General features: G+C 44.5%; 2 pseudogenes. One reads left to right on the forward strand and one right to left on the reverse strand.

The features are described 5' to 3' along the window. Positions 1 to 132, forward strand: a pseudogene (locus MUW49_RS21660) (IS4 family transposase); the annotation flags it as partial. Between the two features lie 75 nt (positions 133 to 207). Here the strand turns inward: MUW49_RS21660 and MUW49_RS21665 are convergent. Further along, positions 208 to 344 (reverse strand): annotated as a pseudogene (locus MUW49_RS21665) (IS1595 family transposase); the annotation flags it as partial.

Here is a 344-nt window from a genome sequence, read left to right on the forward strand (position 1 = left end):
GCGTGGCAGGAAATAACAGAGAAGTTGGAGTGGGCAATGGTGTATTTATCCAAAAACGGCAAAAAGAGTAGGCAGAGAAAATCCAAGCAAAACAACACGTTAGACGGTATTATTAATTCGCTTGCCGCTTAAGGTTCTGTACATGACCAGTTGCTACCTAAAATGAAAGAAGCCAATGCGGTCTTGTTGATGGATAAATTTACCTGATTACCCATGACCCTCAGCCAGCTTCAAGAGCCGATATGGCATCGGAGGGCTTGCCACGACTGCATGCCCCAATTCAACAAACATACTCTTGAGGTCAAAACGATGATTAAACCGGAAGCAGTATTCAGCAAGATGCC

Source organism: Aeromonas sp. LsrichE-8G (assembly GCF_022869435.1).
Classification (GTDB): domain Bacteria; phylum Pseudomonadota; class Gammaproteobacteria; order Enterobacterales; family Aeromonadaceae; genus Aeromonas; species Aeromonas caviae.